The sequence below is a fragment of the Mycobacterium sp. 050134 genome, from assembly GCF_036409085.1.
In the GTDB taxonomy this organism is placed as follows: Bacteria; Actinomycetota; Actinomycetes; order Mycobacteriales; family Mycobacteriaceae; genus Mycobacterium.
On record NZ_JAZGLV010000013.1, the window covers coordinates 173,702 to 193,616 of the forward strand.

The window sequence follows — 19,915 nt, forward strand, 5'->3', positions numbered from 1 at the left end:
GCCGCTCCTCGACTTTGCGCCCCTTCGCGCCCGTGGATACGACTTGAAGCGCACCGGCGTCGGCGAGTTTCATGCCGAGGTCATTTCGTCGACAATTGGCGCGGCAGTGAATCGTTGGATGTGTAGTCGTCTCGGTCCGTCTCCCGATCCAAGTCCCTCACCGTTGCCGTTGACTTCGACCGGTGTGGCCGCGGTGTATGGGTCGCCAGTGTACAGCGTGCGAAATTTGACCGGGTCTTCCATTCCCACCCGGAGGAACCCGACGCCGCTTTCCTTATTGGTGATGTACTGCGCTTCGGGGGTACCAATGACCATCTTCGATTCATGGGAACTGGTGGTGCGTAAGGCGATTCGATAGGTCAGGTTTGGCTCTAACTTGTCGATACGGGCACCGCCCGTTTGCAGCGACTGCGTGGCAAGCAATAGGTGCACTCGCAGCGAGCGTCCCACGCGGCAAATTCGGTCGAACAGGCCGATGAAGTCGGGGTGGCTCTGCAGGAGCTCGGCGAACTCGTCAACCACGACGAACAGCGTTGGCAGAGGCGGCAGCTCGGCGCCCCGCTCGCGGTATTTCTCGTACTCGGCCACGCCGGAGAGTGCGCCGGCCGCGCCCACCAAGGACCCCGCTTGGCGCAGGATCGCCTGCCGGCGGTCAAGCTCGCCGGTCAAGACTTCGCCCATTCGGCTAACGAGCTCGGCTTCTTCGGCCATATTGGTCACCACCGCCGCTGTGTGCGGAAGTTTTTCCATGCCGAGGAACGTTGAGCCACCCTTGAAGTCGGTAAGAAGCAGGTTCACCTGGTCGGGGTGGTGCGTCGCCACGAGCGACAGAATGAGCGTGCGCAGAAATTCGGACTTGCCCGAACCGGTTGTGCCGATCAGCATGCCGTGCGGCCCGCTGCCAAATTCGGCGCCCTCTTTGATGTCCAGATACATGATGTTGCCCGTTTTGATTTCGTGACCAAACGGGATCTTCAGGCGGTCGCGGTCGGTGTCTGTGAACATTCGCCACCGGTTCGGGGTCACCTCTTCGACGCTCTGGGCCCCCACGAGTTGATGCCATTCGGTAGCGATCTTCTTGGGCTGCTTTCGAGAATTTTTGTCGACAATCGTGCCGGTAATCGACCAGCCCGCCAGTTTCCGCGCGATGCGGGTGGCTTGTAAGTCTGTTACGTAGTCGGAGCTCGCCGTCACTTGCCGAAAGGATTGACCGGGCAGTCGGTCGTCGGCGGAGCCGTTCTCGCTCAACCTGATCCGGTAATTCGAACCGCGATGATTACCGAGCGTGATGACGGTGACACCAGCACGACCGTCGGGAGGAAAACCGGCCCTACCGCCGGTGAGATCCACCACCACGACGTAAGGACCCCCGGGAAGCGAATCCGGCGTGTGCGGGCCGCGCGCGGCCAGATCAGAAAAAGCGTCCACGCGGGCAGTAATCATTCGGGCGGGGCCGCCCGCGTCGGTTTCGGTTGGATGTGCGACGTGCGGAAGCCACTTCATCCAGGACCACTCGGGATCTTCAACGTCGTCGGTCAGCACGCGGATTTGCAGCAGGTCTGGCGGATGGAAAACGGCAAGGTGGCAGATTATCGCCCTGAGGAGCCCCGCGGCCTTTTGTGGGTCGCCGCCGATCGCAATGGTGGGAAAGGTGCGCAGCTGAAGCAGCTTAGGGCAGTCGTGAATCAGCCCGTGAGTACGCAAGAATTTGATCGCCCACATATTTGCGACCGGCTCGAGGTAAGGCTGCGGTGCGGCGGACGGCCCGGCCAGCTCGCCGCCGGCCGACGGCTTCATGAGCCGGTCTACAGCCGGTTGATCGCCAACCCCGATTCGTGTGGCGAGATAGAAGTCGGCGTTGGCCGGCCGCGACCACTGCCGGGGTGTGCCGATAATTGACAGGAGGTCGTCGGGGTGCGGTGCGTGGTAGCCGAAGAACGCAACTTGAGCGCTGGCCGAAGACGTTACCCGGGGACGGAGTCCCGCCAGGTAGCGGAGATACTCTTTGCGGTCGGCGTTTATCTCGGGCACTTTCTTGCTGTTGCCGCCGCCTCCGGCCAGCATGCCCATCGACATCATGATCATCATCAGCGGCATCATCAACATATAAGGCGACAGTTGCCTGGTACCCGTGATCAGCATGATCGCGATCATGCCGACCATGCAGACGCCCATAACGTAAGGAAGGGCCTTCTGAACGCCCGACGCGGGGATATCTAGGCCTAGGTCCTCCGGAGGAGCCAGGCTGATCTCGCCAGGTGTGAGCCGAGGACCGCGGGTGACGGTCGGTGTGAATTTCTTTGTCGTCATGAAGGAATTCCTGGGCTCGCTGGCAATGTTCGAGGCTTGGGGTCGGGCGGCAGAGTGTCGTGCTCGAGGAGTGCCGCTTCTTTAGACAGCACGGGGCCGTCTACCAAGAGACGGACGACCGCCCACGGTGCTGGTTTGGGCGAGGACAGACCTAGCGCGTTGGCGGTTTGCTGATCGGGCAGCCCGTAGCGAACACCCTGAGGATCAACGTAATAGAGAGACTCGCCGTAGCGCGGATCTGGCGATTGCAACTGGATGTATTTGCCGCCGTCGATGTAGATGGTCGCCGATCCCTGAATTTGTTTGATGCCTTCACGCATGGCCGACGGTGGCAGAGGTATGTGTCGACCCGTCAAAACAGCTGTCTGAGGCGAACGCTCGCCAGTCTTGCGTTCCCAGCTCCAGCAGAGGTCGGGCTCGTCGGGCCGCGAGACGATCTTGAGCGTTTCGTCCGGTAGCGGCGAAGAGTATTCAACTTCGGGAATTTTAAAGACTTGACTCTTGACGACAGACGGTATGGCGTCCAAGCCGTAGGATTCGATGGCGCGGAGGGCTGAAGCAGTGTTGATGTTGACCCTCGCGACGCCATTCGGCAGCACCACGAAAAATTGGGGACCGTAGACGGTTTGAACTTGAAAGACTGATCCGATCACCAATTGGTCGGGTAACCCGAGGGTGTTGGGTGCGCCCGCTTGTGGCACCGGCGGCAGCCGCCAAGACCCGGCATCCGGGAGTGCGTTGAACATGGCAGCCGAGATTGGAGTGGGTTTCGCACCCACCGGTATGCCTAGAGCCGTAGTGAGGGATCGGTCGGCCAGATCGGAAGCGTGCCGTCCCTTCGAGGTGATGATCCAGTCTTTGCCCTGGAAGGATGCCAGCAATGCCTCGTTCTGACGAAGGGGATCCACCGAGGAGTCGGTTTGCAGCGGCATCGCTATCACCGAGGTCTGCAGCGTGGGATTGATCGTGTCGGCTCTCATGACGCTGTCACACAGGGCCCAGGCCGACGATGAGTCCGCCGAGACGGGTGTGGCGTAGGGAGCGCCGGGGATTCCGACGGCCTGCCCCTTAGGCAACCTGCTCAAGTCGGAAGATTTCACGAAGGCGGGCTCGGCAGGTTTTCCTAGCACCAAGCGCGCTGACGTCAAATTATAGACGGGATGCAGTTGCCCCGACACCATTAGATATAACTGACTGGTGCCGCGGTCGACGAACAGATCGCCGCTGCCGAGTTTGCCCTGTGGTTTGAAGTAGGCCAGTGCCAGTGTGCCGACCAGAATCAAAACCGAGATAAGGACGCTGAACCCGATCGAGCGACTGTAGAACTGCAGCGGGTCGTCGAACATTCGTGTGTCGCGACGGACGATGGCATGTTCCAGACGCCGCAGCAGGAAGCGCCACCCGCTGACCTGGACCTTGGTAGTGAGCCGGAAATTCGCCATGCGTTACTCGGTGATGTTCAGCCGTCCGTGCACCGCGGCTATTGCCTCGGCCATATCCTCAACGTTGATCTCACGCAGGCGGTCAACGTCGAGGTCCTCAAAGTCGACGGCCCGAGTCAAACGAATGTCTCGATACTGCTCGGCCGCCTCTACTAGCTGACGCGCATAGCGACCGTTGCCGGCGATATCGAGTGCGGGTTTGCCGCGTACTTGTCGTTGACTCAGCAGCTTCGCCGCCTCAAGAAGGCGCTCTGCTGCCTCTCCGGTGAGCGACGAATCGTTGCCGATCGCGATGACTTGCGCGATTTCCAAGATCTCCTCGGGAGAGTAAGAGTCGAACTCGATGCGGGTAGCGAAGCGTGACCGCAGACCTTCATTGGTCTCTAAGAGGCGGTCAATGTCGGATTCGTACCCTGCGATGATCACCACGAGGCGGTCGCGATCGTTCTCCATTCTCGCCAGCAGGGTATCCAAGGCCTCCTGGCCGAACGGGTCAGTTCGGCCATCGCGCGCCTGCACCAGCGTATACGCCTCGTCGATAAACAGCACGCCGCCGAGGGCGCGATCAATTGTCTTCGTTGTCTTTACTGCCGACTGCCCCTCAAACTCCGCCACGAAGTCCTTACGCGCCGTCTCGATGAGTTTCGGCTCCTGGGTCACCCCCAGGCCAGCCAGAATATTGGCTACCACCCGCGCAATGGTCGTCTTGCCGGTGCCGGGCGGCCCGGTAAAGATCATGTGTTTGCTCGGTTGCGCAACCTTCATCCCACGAGCGGCACGAACTCTCGCCATCTGGGTTGCGGCGCGATAACGTTCGACCTGGTCCTTGACTCTGGTCAGTCCGATCTGCCGTTGCAATTCTTCTTCTGCTGCAGCGAGCAACTTATCGCGCCCGGACGTGTCGGCGACGACTGTGGAAGCGTCCCACGGGTCGGTGCGGGCGGCAATCTGTTCGGCGCTCGTTGTTGCAAGACGATACGACTTGTCGCCCAGCGCCTCCGCAACCTTCCGGTCCGGGTGCGTGGTCTGCAGCCACTCCAAGAGGGCCACGGCGGCATCTTCATTTCCCTGGCTACGCCGCGTCATAGCGAGGAACCAGGCGATGGCGCGTGCGCAGGCCTCGCCCGCCGGCGAGGAATTCGCTTCGGTGAGCCGGCGTTCGGCCTCGGTGAATAATCCGAGATTCGCGGCTGCGACGCCGTGAGCCACTTCCGCCGCTGCGGCAAGGAATTTGTCGGGCCACTTGGCGGCGCCCCGGACTTCGTTGACGACGTCGGTCCAACGTTGCGCCTCACCGTAGATCACCGCCTTTACCCAGGACAGCAGGTGCTCCGCACCGGCGGACGGTGCGTCCTGGAGGGCCTCCATAGCGTCGGCGTAGTTTCCATGCATCGCTTCGTTGACGGCGAAACCCATGGTGACCGCTAGGGGCGAGTTCAGGGGATAGGTGATGTCGCCATAGAGACCGCCGATCGGAATCCTGGCATTGAGCGAGTTCATCGAAATCTGTGCCGCGCCCGACAACCGCCCGAAGTTAGTTCGCGAGTACCAGGTGCGGAAAAGGGTGACCCGTTCAGCGTCACCGCAACGTATGCGACCGATCCATGCATCGCATGCAGACTCGTCGCATTCCGTTATCTCGGTGAAGAGATCCAGTGCCCGCGCCTCAGATACGGGCAACATCCCGACCGCGCTCTCGAACAGGCCGGCCAGGCGGTCACTCATTGTTCTGTCGCGTATCGAGTAGCGAATACTTCAGCCTGGGCCGCAGCCGCTTGTTCCGGCGTTGTCAATTTCATGCCGTTCTCCATGAAGTCGCGCAAAACCTCGGCGGTTTTCGGGTCCAGTTCGCCGGCGTTTTCGGGGTTGACAGCTTCTCCCAAGAGGTAGGCGTGTTGGGCGGCCAACCCCTTCTGTCGAGCCAGATCCGCCAGCACAAGAATTTCCTCAGTCAGCTCCGACTCACTCATGTTAGTCACTTTCGCCGAAAGGTGGACCTGGTGGATCCTGCCGTCGATGAGAGCGGAGACCGACACAGTATCAGGAGGGTTGGTGACCGTGTACAGCTCTAGGTTCTCCGCCTCATCCGCCTCCGTCGCCGACGCTGCGGTCTGCGAATCAATGGCGTCGAGCTCGTCCCCGGTATCTTCGGGTTCGGCCGGCGCGAACGCATCGAGCGCTTCAACGGCTGCGTCGGTGTCTTCTGCGTCGGTGGAGAAATTCAACGGATCAGAATCGGCGACGTCGTCGTCACGCTCTTCCTCGTTCGCAAAATCCAGGGCGGCGAGATCATCGTGGTTATCGTGTTGCGGCATGGCTTTCCTTACTTAAGTTTCGTAGGTATGGGGTCTGCCGCCGCGGCGAAGCTGTGCCCGTGGAGGACCTCGTCCAGCCAGTTACCTGCTGGAAGAAAGTCGACCAGGCTCTCCAACGCCCGCTGCAGATTGTGCTCGGTTCCGGATAGAAAGCTCCCATAGAGCTCGCCACCGACTCGGCGCGGGAGCGACACTATGCGCCCGTGTGCCGAGTCGAGGACCCCGGCTGCCACTTCGGTTTGGGTAGACGTGCCGCCTGGATGGCGTTGGCTGGCAACGATTTCCACCCAGCTGCTGGGATTGCTGATCATGTCGGCGTAAATGCGAGCCGAAGTCGGCGCGATACCGTACTGGACCAACTGGTCCGGCGTGGTGCACTTGCCCACTTCATTCGCAACGCCGGTGAGCGGTTCGACGTTTGCCGGTTCGGCGTCCCCGAGCACGGCGGTCACCATACCTGCCAGGCCGACTTGGGTGGCCACTAGTTGCAGCGCAACCATATCGCCGTCGCGCACTGCGATGACATGACGCTCGCCCTTGCGGCAGATGACGAACCGCACCATGACCCCGCCGACATCACGGCGCCACCACCGGCCCTCCAGCGTTCGGTCGGGCCTACTCAAGGTGTCGACCATCACCGCCACGGCCGGGTGCGGGTGACCGTAGTGGTCTAATACCCCCTGAGCTGTGAGATCACGGCGCACTTGGTCCCAGACGAGTTCACGCAGATCCTCTTGGGGAATGTTCGGCCGGATGCCCAAGGTGGGTGGGAAGTCGACCAGGTGCATGCGATCGGCAATGAACAGCATGCCGTCGATTGTCAGGCCCACGCCAACGACATCCTCGAGCTGTCCGATCTGGTAGGGCGTGTGAGGAGACGACATGGCTAATAGGGGAGCGCGTGTTTGTCCGGAACGCAAGTCGAGTCCGCGTCCACGCCCTGGCAAATCCGCGGTACCGCAGATACGCTCCGGCCGCTGGTTGTGTCGAAGATCATTCGGCCTGATGTACGACTGGTTCTCTGGGCTGCGGCCTCGTGCGAATCGCTGGTCAAGCGCCACCGCCGCTTGAACGCTACGGATTGCATCGGTCGCGCCCCTGCTGCGTCTGTCGCTCAGCCCGACTATGTGGGTATCCCAGTGCAACGTTGAATAGTGGCATGGCATCCCTCCTTGTTAGCTGACTTTCTACTCGCCGCGAACTGCGCGCGCCACACTTGCGTCGACATTCAGATTCTCGACGGGAGCGCCGTAATCGCTTTCTGCCCAGCGAATTCGGTGGGCGCGGTGCACGGGCCGTCGAACCGCGCCGGTTCTGCGGTGCTGGAAGCCCCGCCTTCTGCGCTCAGCGTTACCACTGGTTGCACTTGTCTCATCGTGTGGCCATCGGACTTCGTGCGCTCAGAGATCTGAGCAGTAGGTCCCGACCCTGCATCAGCCCGAGTGGATCGCCTGGCGAGTGTGCGCTGTTCGGCGCATGAGCCGGTGATGAGCTTGGTAGTCGGAATAGCTGTTTTCCTGCGATTAACTCCCCGAGCCTCGCGGCGATCTCCGGGCAAGGATGCGGCTGCAGCGTTGTCAGAACTAGGCGTTTTGATCTGGTCGGTATGGGTGGCCTCGACGGCGGGAGCTAAGGACCAGGCATTCTTGGGGACGAGGGGAGTTGATGTTCCTGTCACTGGGAGGAGGTCATTGTACTTAGCCGTCAACGCGTTGGCCTGCTGGGCGTTGTCGAGCGAGACAGAGCACAACATGCCGATCATGCCTGCGGCGCCGAGGATGCCAAGGGTAGCAACGGCGAGACCGAAATTCCGCGCGGCAAGGGGACCGGCGGGGGGAGGCAGGAGCGCCATAGCGACCTCTACGACCAAACCCGCGACAAGCGCATCCTTGAGCAGCCCAAAGCCCAAGCGCGTGTGATTAACCCAGTCGGCATGAGAGCGAATCACTTCAACCAGCTCTTTGTCGAGTGCTGCGAGCGCTAGCCCCAACCGCCTCACTGTCACGTTCGTCAGGGTGTACGCCTCCGCCCCCGCACCCTGCCAGCCGCTATGCGGCATCGCGGCGGTGAGCTGCCGGGAAAGCTCGTCGAATTGTCTCGAGCCGATTTCGAGATCGGACCCATCATGCGGTGATCCCAGTCCGATGGTCGCTTCGAGAAATTGAACGACGGTAATCGTCGAGAGGATGACGCTGACCCCAGCGGCGGCTTGTGTACCGGGTCGAAGAGCCAAGCGCTGAGCCAGTGCGGCGAACTGTTTCCGCCCCAGGGCCGTTTGCAGCATGGGGGTGAGCGGGCCGCGGAACATGAAAGCTGCGGACGCCGCACCCCCCAACCCATCTGCGGCCTTGCTGCTCACGAGGCTTGCCAGCGACTCGCCATGGAATTGCGCTACGAGGCTATTCAACTTCACGATAACCCTGGCAGCGTCGGCGAATATCTGCATTCCTCGGTCCTTACTGGTTTGCTGCGTGTGGGCCGTTTACTGTGCGAAAAGCTGTCGAGGCGCGGCAGGTGAAGAGTGTCAGCGCTCTTTTGAGGCGTGGCGTTGCACGTCCGCCGGTGCGCGAGACGCGACCGGTGCTACCCGGTTATCGGTCAGCGGTCGAGGACTTGGCGGTCGAGGTTGCTCGCCGACTGTTCGTCGGTGCCGGTGTAAACGGCGGCGGCGGTGCGTAGTTTCTCGGCGAGCTGCCCGCAGGACTTCTGAATGGCTTCGCCCACCGCACGGCGCGCCGCTTCGGCTTCGGTGAAACCGATATTCGAGGCGGCGCTGACCACACCGTGGCTCACCCAGACCTGGACCTCCAGGTTTGAGGCCGCTTCGGCGGCCGTCCCGGCCTGCTTGGCGGCGTCGTCTTGAATCTTCGCCAACCCGGTCAGCGTGGTGGGATCGACCTTGAGATTAGCCATCGACTGTTTCCCTTCTCATCTCTTGTGGCTGGTGGTTAACCAGTGTTCTGGTGCGGCGCCCAGCGGGCTCACAAAATCCGCTCGCCGCCTCGCTGTGCCGGTGGGGCACCGGGGGCGGTTTGTTCGACCGGTGCGCGTTGGCCGTCGGGGCTGCCGGCCGCCGCGTCGGTGTCCTCACCGGTCTCGGCATTGACGTCGGTGACGGTCTCGGTGTCGGGGGCAGGAGGTGGTGCGGGCTGGTTCTGTTGGGCCATCTGAGCGATCTGCTGGACTTGACCCATGGCCTGGTTGAACAGGTTCACGTGCTGGGCGAGTTGGCCAGAGATCCGGGCGGATTGCCCAGACATCGTGGCCACCTGAGCCAGGGTGGGCAGGGTGATGGTCGGTAGGGTGAACGAGGATGTTCCGGCCCCGCCGGTAGTGGTCTTCGACTGGGTTACTGTGAGTGCCGTGTCTTCGGTGTTGGTGCGGTAGGCAGTGGGGGTGTCGTGGCCGCGGGCGGCCCGCGGTGATGGGGCTGCGCCGGCGCCGCCGGGCATGCTGTTGGAAATGGCGTTGAAGTCAGCGACTGTGGACTCGGTGGATGTGGCCGCCGACGTTTGCGCCAGCCGACCCTTCTGGCCAGTCTGGTACAACAACTCGTTGTACTGATTCATCAAGTCTTCCGCTTTCGCACCGGCGTCGAAGGAACAACTTACCAGCGTGGCAATGAGGCCGGTGGCCGCTCCAATCCCCGCCACCGCGACGGCGACGGCCCTCGCCAGGATCGAACCGGTGGGCGATGGCAGTGTGAAAGCCATGGTTATTTCGATGACGATTGCCGCGAAAAGGAGATCCTTTAGCAACGCGAAGCCCAACCGTATGTGGTTGACCCACTCGGCGTGACCCCTGACTATGTCGGCCAGCTTAGTGTCCAACTCGGCCGTTGTCACTGCAAGCTTCTGCAGCGTCGCACTCAGCTGGGCGTAAGCGTCTGAACCCGAGCCTTGCCACTCGTTGTCGGGGATGGCCGAGAGTAACAACTGGTGGAGCTTCGTGAATTCAGCTGAACCGTCCTCTAAGTTGTCGCCTTCATTCGGAGGACCGAGTCCAGTGGTCAGCTCCATCATTTCCACAACGGTGTAAGTCCAGGACGTGATATTCGTCGCCTGATCAAGGCGCTGTACGCCCGCTTTCCCAAGCTTGCTGAGAGTGCTTTGCCGAAACTGGGTACCCATAAGCGCGTAAACCGTCTTGGGCCCGCCCCACGACGCGAGCATTCCCAAATCTGCAGCGCCACCTGCGGCGCTGGCCGCGATATTTTCGGGGCCGAAGCTGCCGGCAATTCCATCTTGATTTGCACCCGGCCCGGTGATTTCGCCGCCGAGGCCCGCAATTGCCCCAAGCACGCTCGCGGCTTGTGCCAATATCGTCACTTTAAGGCCCTTCGGGTATCACTTCCTGCGCTTCGCGGCTGGAGGCGGGTGCGAGTTTGCGCTTCACCGCTCATCAAGCGTAACCCGCCGTAATTGGCGGCGACGCACCAATTTGTCACACTGGTGGGGAGGCGACGTAGCTCGTCAGCCGCCTTTGCGTGGGCCTTGAGAAGGCATTAGTACTACAGCCGTAGATAGGGATCATTGGTTTTCGCGGCGTCGGTAGTGGGCTTGTCGTGCGCGGTATTGGTGTCGTCGGCGCCATCGTGACCAGGCCAGCAGGGTGGTGATGGTGTGGTTGGTGGCCAGTAGCAGCGCGTCGAAGAGTCGGCGCAACTCGTTGACCGTCAACGTGATCAGGCCAACGGGACTGGGTGCGCTGTCGCGTTCGACCGCGGTGGCCACGGCCAGGAAGGCATGAGCGAGCATGGCCAAAGTGGTCCACCGATACCAGGATCGCCAGCGCCTCACCTGGTGCTGATCGAGTCCGACCAGTCCTTTGGCGGCTTGGAAGGATTCCTCGATGCGCCGCCGTTGGCCGGCGACGGCGACCAGGGTGCGCAGCGGCACCGGTCGCGGTGAGTAGCAGCGCGGGTAGGCATGCTCACCGGTGACGTCGTTGCGGCGGATCAGCACATGATGCACCCCGGTGTCGGCGTCGTCTTCGGCGAGCAGTCGAAACCACGCCCACGAGTAGAGCCGCGGGCCATGCGCTCCGGCGCCGCCGGAGTGGCGCTGCCAGGCGTGCGGCGGGATCAGGGCCGGCAGCGCGTCGACGCGGATCAGGCCGGCGTGGGTGGGCACCCGCCGGTTGGCCGCCACGGCCAGCACGTAGCCCAATCCATGATCGCGAACGGCTGCCCGCAACCGCGGGTCGACGCCATAGACTTCGTCGCCGGCCACCCACCGGGCCGGTACGTGTGCGGCGACCGCGCGGTCGATCAACGCTGTGGCTAACCTCGGCTTGGTGGCAAAGTCCCTGTGCTGCTGCGGGATTCCCGCTTGATCACAGCGATCGGAATCCTCGGTCCACGACTTGGGCAGATAGAGGGCGCGGTCGTTCAGGGCGTGCCCGCGTGGGGCGGCATAGGTCAGATAGACCCCGACTTGGGAGTTCTCGATGCGGCCAGCGGTGCCCGAGTATTGGCGCTGGACTCCCACGCTGTGGGTGCCTTTCTTCACGTCGCCGGTCTCATCGAACACCAGCGTCGGCGTCCCAGCGTGCCCGCGCCAGCAGATGCTGCAGACCATCTGGTCAAGATCCGATATACGTGACCCAAGTCGGGTCGGACGCATCCCACCCGCCGAAGTCGAGACCCGCTACTATTCCCAACTCGTGACCGACCAACCGGCCGGCTCACAGAACCCCGAGGGCGCATGAAACTCGGGATGGTTAACGCCACCCGCCGAATCCACACCACCAGCCCGAGCCTACCGAGAATTAGTGCCTAGCCGGTGCACTAACCGGAACCATAACCACAGGTCAACGCATCACAACATCGAGGAAACACTCAAAGTGACCCAACTCAGGCCAGAACTTCGCCCTGGCACTACCTGGAGTCGGCGACCAACATCTCGCTCATTGGCCGACCCGGCACCAGTGAGTCGCCCAGTCGACAGCCGCGGCCAGTGGCCATCGCGTCGATTCCTTCGCTTGAGCGAGTTCGGACGGTCACTCGAAGGATCACGCGATGACCTTCATTCACTCGGCTGCGACTCGCCCGGCATCCTGATCAGGTCCGACTCGTCCACCGCTCTGCTGGACGCAACCCCGGTCGGGGCCGACCCGAAATAACTACGCTGGCCGGCCTGCGCGCCGCCGACAGCTCCTGATGTGTCAGCCTCGTTCGGCTGGGCGGCGCTTTCGGAGGACTTATCGCCGGTCTCTCGGTCGCCGCGCCGAGCCGCCGGCGGACGCCGCAACAACGGACCCGCAACCAGGTTACTCGACCAAGAATGCCCTTGAGAACGGCCTACCACCATCGGTGCATCTAGCGACCGCAGCCTCAACTGAGCAAGCGTGGGCATAGCCGACCCAAACACCGACGACGCCGACCTGTCCGCGGGCCCAGACGCCGCCACCACTCGCCGACCAGTCGACCGAGACACCTCCGCCGCGCCCCCGGCAACGACCGCACCACCGGGACCAGCCGCCACACGAGACACCATCGACTCAGACGCCGCGGGCGGCATCAAGGCCTGGTAACGGGAAGTTAACTCGTCCGCTTTCTTGGCATGCTCCACCGACAAGCCGGCGGCGGTGCTCAACATGCCCAAAGCGACTGTGATGGCAAGTCCGGAGACAGTGATGGCGAAGATCTTTGCAATAACTTCGCCAGCCCCTTGCCACCAGGTCATCCGTATAGCGACCTCAACAAAAATGGCGGCAGTCAGGATATTTACCAATATTCCAAAACCCAGGCGCATATGGGTAACCCATTCGCCTTGGCTTTTGACCACATCCGCGAATTCCGCGTCCAACGTGGCAAGCTTCAGCGCCGTCTCCTGCAACGCTGCCCCGAACTCACCGTAGGCCTGCGACCCCGTACCCTGCCAATCTTGATTCGGACGCGCCGATTGTAGCTGCCCGGCAAGGACGGCAAACCGCTGTGAACCCGACACTAAATCACCACCATCCTCGGGCGGCGATAACCCCAGCAACCACTCCATATACCCCACCACACTGATAGTCCACGGAAGAATATTCACCACTGGACTCGTGTTAGCAGCTTTAGTTCTTATCTCCGCATCGCTATCGGGGTCAATACGAAGGAGTTTACCCCGGTAAGCCAAGTCTGACCGCTTAGCAGCGTCGTAGATAATATTATTATGTAGCCACTTTTGAGATTTCTCCCATTTCGAAATCTGCGCAAGTTTGTTGACCCTATTCCGGTCCCACGCTGCGAGTTTAAACGCGGGCCTTTTCAATCCGTTAAGGATAGCGCGAGAGCTGAGCATGCCACCGATACTGCCAGTCATCCCTGTCACGCCGGCCGCTAGCGATTCACCGCCGCCACCGGAATCCAGCCCTGGTGGAGTTAAGTCGGCATCGAGACCGATGAATTGCGAGCCCAACGTAGCCAAATTGCCGATGATGCGGGCGGCATCAGCGAGGGCATTCATTTGAATTCACCTTATACTATTCGAATCTTAGTGGGTGTTTCGTCGAGCACTCTCATCGCCCGAACTCAAGCCAACGAGCGATTGCCCGGAGTCGCATAATTCAACTCGTAGTGCATCTAGCTTTTCCCGTCGAAAATCCGGACGTGTACACTAGCGTTCCGACGCAAGGGTACGTGTGCGTTCTGTGTAGTGAAATTATTCTAACACCGGTCGGGATGGCTCGGCCCGGCGATTTCGTCGTATCAGTCACATAATTGCCTTACCGGTGCGCCGTCCGCCAAAGCGGTCAACGCGCGGGTCTTCGAGCTGGCGGCGGTGAATCGTGAGTTTAGACATTTCGCTTAGTACCCAGGCTTGTAGCCGAGGTGGGTGAGGATTTTCCTTTGGGCGTCGGGGATTTCGGGCGGGAAGGTCTGGGTGGCGCCGTTGATGGTGATGGTGGCGCTGCGGAGTGGCCGGAGTTGCTTGACGGTCTTGGCGATGGCCAGGCCGGTACGTGCCTGGATGGCGTGGGAGACGGCCAAGGCGCGAACACGATGGTCAGGTGCGCCTCGATGGCCCTATACACCCGGTTGAACATGGGGCGGGCATCCAGATCGGTCTTTGACATCCGGAAAGATCGTTCGACATGCCACAGGTCGTGGTAGTTCGTGATCACCTCGGTCGCTGGCATCACCGCGGCGGGCAGGTTGGTTACATAACCTTTGAGTCCGACCAGGGACTGGGCGCGGGCCAGGCTGGATTCGTCGAAGCGGCGATCATCACCGCTGACCTTGACGAATCTGGCTGATTTGGCTTTCTTCTCGCCTGCCACGATCGCCCGCGCGCGGGCTTCCTGGGCGGCCAGGGTTTTCTGGTCGCGGCGGGCTCGTTGGGCCGAGTAGGCAGATCGCCCGCCACGCACCGGGATGGTCCTCGGAGTTCCAGACTGGTTCGGCGCGCAGCGCAGAGTTGTTGACTTTGGTGTTGCCGTGCCGGGGTGTGACGGTGTCGATGATCTGCCCATCGGTGAAAATGTTGCCGTTCCAGTGGAAATGGGACTCCAGATCCCCAGGAGCCTTGGTCGTGCGCGAGCCCACGATGAACGACAGTTCGAGCTCGTCGGGGCGTTGAAGTTGGGCGCCGAGACCATGCCGCCATCGGCGTACCGCCAAGATCGTGGCGTTGCAGGAAGCTGGTGATGATCGGAACAATGGTGGTCGTCTCAGCGGTGTTGCCCTGATAGCAGCCGATCTCCAACGGGAACCCGGTACAGTCGACCAGTAGGCCGACGATGATCTGGGGATCGATCCGCCATTCCTTGGAATAGCCGACCTTGCGCAGGTCGTCCTCGGACTCGGCCTCGAAATACAGTGTGGTCACGTCGTACAACAGCAGGCTCAACCCGCCGCAGTCGCTGGCGTAGGCGCAGCACTTCTCGGCGACGACATCGCGGTATCCGCCTGCGTGGATCTTGCGGACGTGGCGATCAATGGTCTTGTAGGACACCGCTTGTGCGCCCAGATCGGTCAGGACTCGCAGCGCATCGAGCTTGCTGGTCGGCTCCACGATGCGGGCGATCACCAGATCCCGGAACACTGGATCGGCCACAGCATCAAAGCCCAGCCAGTCATAGACGCCGCCGAGGACGTCGTAGAGCAACCGTGAGCACGTCGCCACCGTGCGTCCTGACCCCGCCGGCGCCCCCATCGACGCTGCCGGGGCGGGGATCAGGGTCGAGGTTCGCCAATCCGGCACATCGGTGACCCGGGCCGGACGTATCGGTACCTCGATATCGAGGGCCGATTGCTCGCCGGTGACGATCTCGCGGGCTTGGTCGAGCAGAATGCCCAGCTCAGCATCGGTATGCGCCGAACCAACATGGGCCGCGATCTCCACCTGGCCACGATTCCTGCGCGCGACCTGCACCGCCACTGCGCCCGAGGCGGTCCGCACCTTCCGCACTTACACCACCGCTCGAACTTACCGGGTTAGTACCCCAAAACACTGACCATGCCAGGGAAAAGAGCAGGTCAAGACGGGCGAAACCGATCCGGCGGCCATGGCCGATCTCGCCAAGAAACAATTGCGGAGGAAAATCCCGCAGCTCACAGAAGCTCTCTACGGTCGGTTCAGTGCCCATCACGCGTTTCTGACTCGGATGCATCTGGACCTGATCGACCAGCACACCGCGGCCATCGAGGCGCTCACCGACCGAATCGAGGTGGTGATGGAACCCTTTCGCCGTTTCCGCGACCTGATCTGCACCATCCCCGGCATCGGCGGATTCACCGCCGACGTGGTGGTCGCCGAGACCGGCGCCGACATGACTAGATTCCGCACCGCCCAACACCTCGCGTCGTGGGCGGGCACACCCCGGGCAACAACGAATCAGCCGGCAAGGTCAAATCTCGGCGCACCCGACCAGGCAATCCATACCTGCAAGGAGCACTGGGCACTGCTGCGATGTCGATCTCGCACACCCGCGACACCTACCTGGCTGCCAAGTACCGCCGGATCGCTGCTCGTCGCGGCCCGCTGAGAGCCAACGTCGCCATTCAACGCGCACTGCTCGTCGCGATCTGGAACCTTGCCACCACCAACACCGCCTACCACGATCCCGGTGGGGACTACTTCACCCGCCTCAACCCGCACAAAGCGCGCAGCAACGCCGTGCGTCAACTCCAAGCCATGGGCTACCACGTCACCCTCGAGCAGGCATCCTGACCGAGCCACCCACCCCGCCAGCACATCTCACGTCAATCTTCTCGTCAGGTCAAAAGCCGCCGGTATCGGTGACGTGTGCCTCATGGTTTGCGATGGCCGGAAAGCGGTTGAGGCGGCGGGGAAGAGCGTCAGCGCTCTTTTGGGGCATGGCGTTGCACCGGTGCGTGAGACGCGACCGGTGCTCCCCGGTTATCGGTCAGCGGTCGAGGACTTGGCGGTCGAGGTTGCTCGCCGCCTGTTCGTCGGTGCCGGTGTAAACGGCGGCGGCGGTGTTTAGTTTCTCGGCGAGTTGCCCGCAGGATTTCTGAATGGCTTCGCCCGCCGCACGGCGCGCCGCTTCGGCTTCGGTGAAACTAATGTTCGAGGCGGCGCTGATCACGCCGTGGCTCATCCAGACCTGGGTCTCCAGGGTTGAGGCCGCTTCGGCGGCCGTCCCGGCCTGCTTGGCGGCGTCGTCTTGAATCTTTGCCAACCCGGTCAGCGTGGTGGGATCGACCTTGAGATTAGCCATCGACTGTTTCCCTTCTCATCTCTTGTGGCTGGTGGTTAACCAGTGTTCTGGCGCGGCGCCCAGCGGGCTCACAAAATCCGCTCGCCGCCTGGCTGCGGCGCGGATTGAGTCTGTGCGACCGGTGCGCGTTGGCCGTCGGGGCTGCCGGCCGCCGCGTCGGTGTCCTCACCGGTCTCGGCATTGACATCGGTGGCGGTCTCGGCGTCGGGGGCAGGAGGTGGTGCGGGCTGGTTTTGTTGGGCCATTTGGGCGATCTGCTGGACTTGCCCCATGGCCTGGTTGAACAGGTTGACGTGTTGGGCGAGTTGGCCCGAGACGCGGGCGGATTGCCCAGACATCGTGGCCACCTGAGCCAGGGTGGGCATGGTGACGGTTGGCAGGGCAAACGGTAGCGTTCCGGCCGCGGCGGTAGTCGTCGACGGGGTTGTTTGGGCTGCGGTGTCGTCGGTGTTGGTGCGGTAGGCAGTGGGGGTGTCGTGGCCGCGGGCGGCCCGCGGTGATGGGGCTGCGCCGGCGCCGCCGGACATGCTGTTGGAAATGGCCTGAAAGTCAGACACTGTCGACTTAGCTGTTGCGGCCTGCACCAACGTCTCGTACCGGGAAGTTAACTCGTCCGCTTTCTTAGCATGCTCCACCGACAAACCGGCGGCAGTGCTTAACATGCCCAATGCGAGTGTGATTGCAAGACCCGAGACAGTGATAGCGAAGACCTTCGCTATAGCATCGCCATTGATTGACCAGGCCATCCGTAGAGCGACCTCAACAAAGATGGCCGCGGTCAGGATATTCGTCAATATTCCAAAGCCAAGGCGCATATGGCCAACCCATTCGCCTTGGCTTTTGACCACATCCGCGAATTCCGCGTCCAGCTTGGCGAGCTGCAGCGCAGTCTCCTGCAGGGTTGCCGCGAACTCACCGTATGCCTCCGATGCAGTACCCCGCCAATTTTGATTGGGAAATGCCACTTTTAGCTGCTCGGCAAGTTCGGCGAATTGCCGTGAACCTGACTCTAAATCAGCACCGTCACTGGGCGGGGCCAAGCCCAGCAACCACTCCATATATCCCACCACAGTGATAGTCCACGGAATAATATTGGCCACCGGAGTCGTATTAGCACCGGGAGACTTTATCTCCCGATTGGTATCGGGATCGAGATCGAGAGTAACACCCGCATTGGCGACTTGCGATCGGGCCGAAGCTTGGTATGTTACGTTATTGTGGACCCACTGCCTGAAATTGCTCGCTTTATAACCTGGGCTCCTGATTATGTCGCGCTCCCACTTCACAATTGGTGATGCGGTCAGGTCTATTCCTTTTAGGATTGTGCGCGAGCTGAACATACCCCCGAGACTGCCAGTCATACCTGTCACGGTTGCCGCTAGAGATTCGCCGCCGCCTCCGGTTTCCATCCCTGGTGGAGTTAAGTCAGCATCAAGACCGATGAATTGCGGTCCCATCGCAACTATATTGCCCAGGATGCGTGCTGCATCAGCGAGAGCATTCATTTGAACTCTCCTTAACTTGTCGAATCTCAGCCGGCATTTCTTCCCGGCGTCTCTCATTTATCCGGACTTGAATCAATGATCGATTGCGCGAAGCCTAGACAGACTATGTTTGGGGCGGCATCAGCATAGCGATCGTCGCTGCTAACACTCGAATAGACCTCCAGGCCAATGTCGACTTTGCCGCCGCCCTTCAGCGTCGAACGGCCTCATATCGGTGACATTCACAACTGGCTCGTTAATTAGCAGTGCGTCCACTGCCGGACGCCCACACCGGCTCAGATCCGCAGAGTTCGTTATACCGACGTGACTCAGGCAGGCCGACCCAAAACATCTGCGATAATCCCCGTCACAGTCGCGGCTCGTCTTTCTGAATGACCTCCTATTTGCGCCCAAAAGATACGCGACGGGCCGAAGTACTAATTTCCGCGAACACCCTCATCGTTACTACGTTCATTTAGCTCTCCACGGCCAAAGTCCCATACGCCTAGGCGCCGCTCCTGCGCAAGACACGTGTACATAATGTCCGTTCAATTGAGTGTAGCACCCATCTGGATAACGCAGTACAACGATTTCGTTGAGTTGGTCACTTAATTGCTTTACCGGTTCGCCATCGGGCCGGGCTTTAGCGGACAGGCAAAGGCGCGGGCCCCGCCGACGCCAAAGAAGCCGTCCTCAAGATCGACGACAATGCCATCGCCCGATCCTGCGAATGCATCGAAGCAGCGCATGTGGCGCCGAAGCCACCCCGGTCGTTTGGGATGAATCTTGCGCGACCTCAGGGCACACTCATACCGATCCGATCAACGTTCAAACCGGCACCTTCTCAATCCATGCCGGTTGAGCAGGCGATAAGAATGGCGGCGTTCACGAATATCGACAATGGTTCTATCGCCTCCGGGCTCGCATGCTAATGGTCAGTGATCGCCCGCAGCTCCTTGTGTTCGGGCACCCGCAGCGCCCCCTAAGCACGAGTATCAGCCACTGCGTCGCCGCTTCTGAGGCGCCGCTAATCCACGCCATCTTCGAAAGCGAGACGAAGGGCGTCAAATGTGATCCGGTGAGTTGGGGTTAGTTTTCGGGGCGATTCGGTTGCATTGTCGCAGCTGTCTTCCCGCCTGTGACGTTGGCGACTCGGCCGATAACGCGAAAATTCCTCTGCCAGTGACGGAACCACCTACGGCGAATCACCGGACAGCCGCCGAGCCGACCGAGCCGAAACTATCGGATGGTCACACAGCGTTGATCGCTTGTTGGCGCTCTCGCCCGTGTGAGGCGTTTCCGCAATGGGCGTTTTGCGAGAGAGCCGATGGGCTCGCGCTACTTATTGGGCGTCGTGATGAGCGCTTATCGTGGCCCTGTGAATTCGCGGGGACAGCGGTTAGCTTGGTTGGGTCAACGCGGCGCTGGCGGTGTGGTCGGTCGTGGTGTAGCGGTCGGCGGCGGCCTCCAACGCCGCGGCCAATGCCAGGCAGGTCTTCTCGATAGCGCGACCCGCATCCTCACCCACGTTTGACTGGTCAGCGACCGCCTCGTTCGACAACCCACTGATGGGCCCGTGGGTCTTGTACAGCGTGCTGCGTAAGTCGGCCTCTTCGGTCGCCTTCACCCCTTGAGCCGCCTGCTCGGCCGCTTGCCGCAAATACTTCGCAGCCTCCTTCAACCTGGCTGGCTCGAC

General features: G+C 61.5%; 14 protein-coding genes and 3 pseudogenes. 2 read left to right on the forward strand and 15 right to left on the reverse strand.

Translation table 11 applies throughout. The annotated features are described in order from the left end of the window. Positions 1-69 precede the first annotated feature (69 nt). From eccCa to SKC42_RS17420, 12 genes and pseudogenes are all read right to left on the reverse strand, one after another. Complete coding sequence (gene eccCa / locus SKC42_RS17365; protein ID WP_330965506.1) at positions 70-2,310, reverse strand: type VII secretion protein EccCa; 2,241 nt, start codon at positions 2,308-2,310, stop codon at positions 70-72. Next, entirely contained in the window at positions 2,307-3,752 is a 1,446-nt protein-coding gene (gene eccB, locus SKC42_RS17370) for a type VII secretion protein EccB (RefSeq protein ID WP_330965507.1), read from the reverse strand. Before eccB ends, eccCa begins: the two co-directional genes overlap by 4 nt. Positions 3,753-3,755: 3 nt before the next feature. After that, complete coding sequence (gene eccA / locus SKC42_RS17375; RefSeq protein WP_330965508.1) at positions 3,756-5,477, reverse strand: type VII secretion AAA-ATPase EccA; 1,722 nt, start codon at positions 5,475-5,477, stop codon at positions 3,756-3,758. Further along, positions 5,474-6,067 carry a hypothetical protein gene (locus SKC42_RS17380; protein WP_330965509.1) on the reverse strand — a complete coding sequence of 198 codons (594 nt, stop codon included), beginning with the start codon at positions 6,065-6,067 and terminating at the stop codon, positions 5,474-5,476. The genes eccA and SKC42_RS17380 overlap by 4 nt, the downstream gene beginning before the upstream one ends. A gap of 8 nt (positions 6,068-6,075) precedes the next feature. Further along, positions 6,076-6,951, reverse strand: a complete 876-nt coding sequence (locus SKC42_RS17385) for an ESX secretion-associated protein EspG (RefSeq protein WP_330965510.1) — start codon at positions 6,949-6,951, stop codon at positions 6,076-6,078. Between the two features lie 344 nt (positions 6,952-7,295). After that, entirely contained in the window at positions 7,296-8,513 is a 1,218-nt protein-coding gene (locus tag SKC42_RS17390) for an EspA/EspE family type VII secretion system effector (RefSeq protein WP_330965511.1), read from the reverse strand. Between the two features lie 152 nt (positions 8,514-8,665). After that, complete coding sequence (locus tag SKC42_RS17395; RefSeq protein ID WP_330965512.1) at positions 8,666-8,980, reverse strand: ESX-1 secretion-associated protein; 315 nt, start codon at positions 8,978-8,980, stop codon at positions 8,666-8,668. A gap of 68 nt (positions 8,981-9,048) precedes the next feature. Next, positions 9,049-10,386 carry an EspA/EspE family type VII secretion system effector gene (locus SKC42_RS17400; protein WP_330965513.1) on the reverse strand — a complete coding sequence of 446 codons (1,338 nt, stop codon included), beginning with the start codon at positions 10,384-10,386 and terminating at the stop codon, positions 9,049-9,051. 210 nt (positions 10,387-10,596) lie between these two features. After that, positions 10,597-11,650, reverse strand: a pseudogene (locus tag SKC42_RS17405) (IS701 family transposase); the annotation flags it as partial. 443 nt (positions 11,651-12,093) lie between these two features. Further along, positions 12,094-13,518: an EspA/EspE family type VII secretion system effector gene (locus SKC42_RS17410; protein ID WP_330965515.1), complete on the reverse strand. Its 1,425-nt coding sequence runs from the start codon at positions 13,516-13,518 to the stop codon at positions 12,094-12,096. Positions 13,519-13,859: 341 nt separating this feature from the next. Continuing rightward, positions 13,860-15,462 (reverse strand): annotated as a pseudogene (locus tag SKC42_RS17415) (IS1634 family transposase). Then, positions 15,353-15,847, reverse strand: a complete 495-nt coding sequence (locus SKC42_RS17420; protein ID WP_330965516.1) for a hypothetical protein — start codon at positions 15,845-15,847, stop codon at positions 15,353-15,355. The pseudogene SKC42_RS17415 and the gene SKC42_RS17420 overlap by 110 nt, the downstream one beginning before the upstream one ends. Between SKC42_RS17420 and SKC42_RS27775 the strand changes: the two are divergent. Together SKC42_RS27775 and SKC42_RS17425 are read left to right on the forward strand one after the other, a co-directional pair. After that, positions 15,800-15,948: pseudogene (locus SKC42_RS27775) on the forward strand (transposase); the annotation flags it as partial. The gene SKC42_RS17420 and the pseudogene SKC42_RS27775 overlap by 48 nt on opposite strands. Positions 15,949-15,963: 15 nt before the next feature. Next, complete coding sequence (locus tag SKC42_RS17425; protein WP_330965517.1) at positions 15,964-16,224, forward strand: hypothetical protein; 261 nt, start codon at positions 15,964-15,966, stop codon at positions 16,222-16,224. A 196-nt stretch (positions 16,225-16,420) separates the two neighbouring features. Here the strand turns inward: SKC42_RS17425 and SKC42_RS17430 are convergent, their stop codons facing one another. The 3 genes from SKC42_RS17430 to SKC42_RS17440 all read right to left on the reverse strand — a co-directional run. Next, the gene (locus tag SKC42_RS17430; RefSeq protein ID WP_330965518.1) at positions 16,421-16,735 is read right to left on the reverse strand and encodes a type VII secretion target; all 315 of its coding nucleotides are present in this window, start codon (positions 16,733-16,735) and stop codon (positions 16,421-16,423) included. Positions 16,736-16,803: 68 nt separating this feature from the next. Continuing rightward, positions 16,804-18,240 carry an EspA/EspE family type VII secretion system effector gene (locus SKC42_RS17435; RefSeq protein WP_330965519.1) on the reverse strand — a complete coding sequence of 479 codons (1,437 nt, stop codon included), beginning with the start codon at positions 18,238-18,240 and terminating at the stop codon, positions 16,804-16,806. Positions 18,241-19,618: 1,378 nt separating this feature from the next. Further along, positions 19,619-19,915: type VII secretion target (locus tag SKC42_RS17440; RefSeq protein WP_330965520.1), on the reverse strand; the 297-nt coding region annotated here is incomplete at its 5' end.